This window comes from Mesorhizobium sp. WSM4836, from assembly GCF_055811815.1.
In genome coordinates, this window is sequence record NZ_JBVVQF010000128.1 from 1 (window position 1) to 265 (window position 265).

Genomic DNA, 265 nt, shown 5'->3' on the forward strand with positions numbered 1-265 from the left:
GAGAACACGCGGCTGAAGCGGCTTCTGGCCGACGCCATGCTCGACAATGCCGCGTTGAAGGATCTTGTGGGAAAGAAATGGTGACGCCCGCGGCCAAGCGGAAAGCTGTCGCTCGCCTGAAGGAGGGCTTCGGGATGAGCGAACGGCGGGCGTGTAAAGCCATCGGCTGTTGCCGCATGACGGTTCGCTACGAGACCAGCAGGCCGGACGACCGCGAGGTTCGCGAGCGGATGAAGGCGATCGCGCAGGAGCGACGCCGGTTCGG

At 64.9% G+C, this 265-nt stretch carries 1 pseudogene; it reads left to right on the forward strand.

The annotated features are described in order from the left end of the window. Positions 1-265 (forward strand): annotated as a pseudogene (locus AC0L2P_RS32380) (IS3 family transposase); the annotation flags it as partial.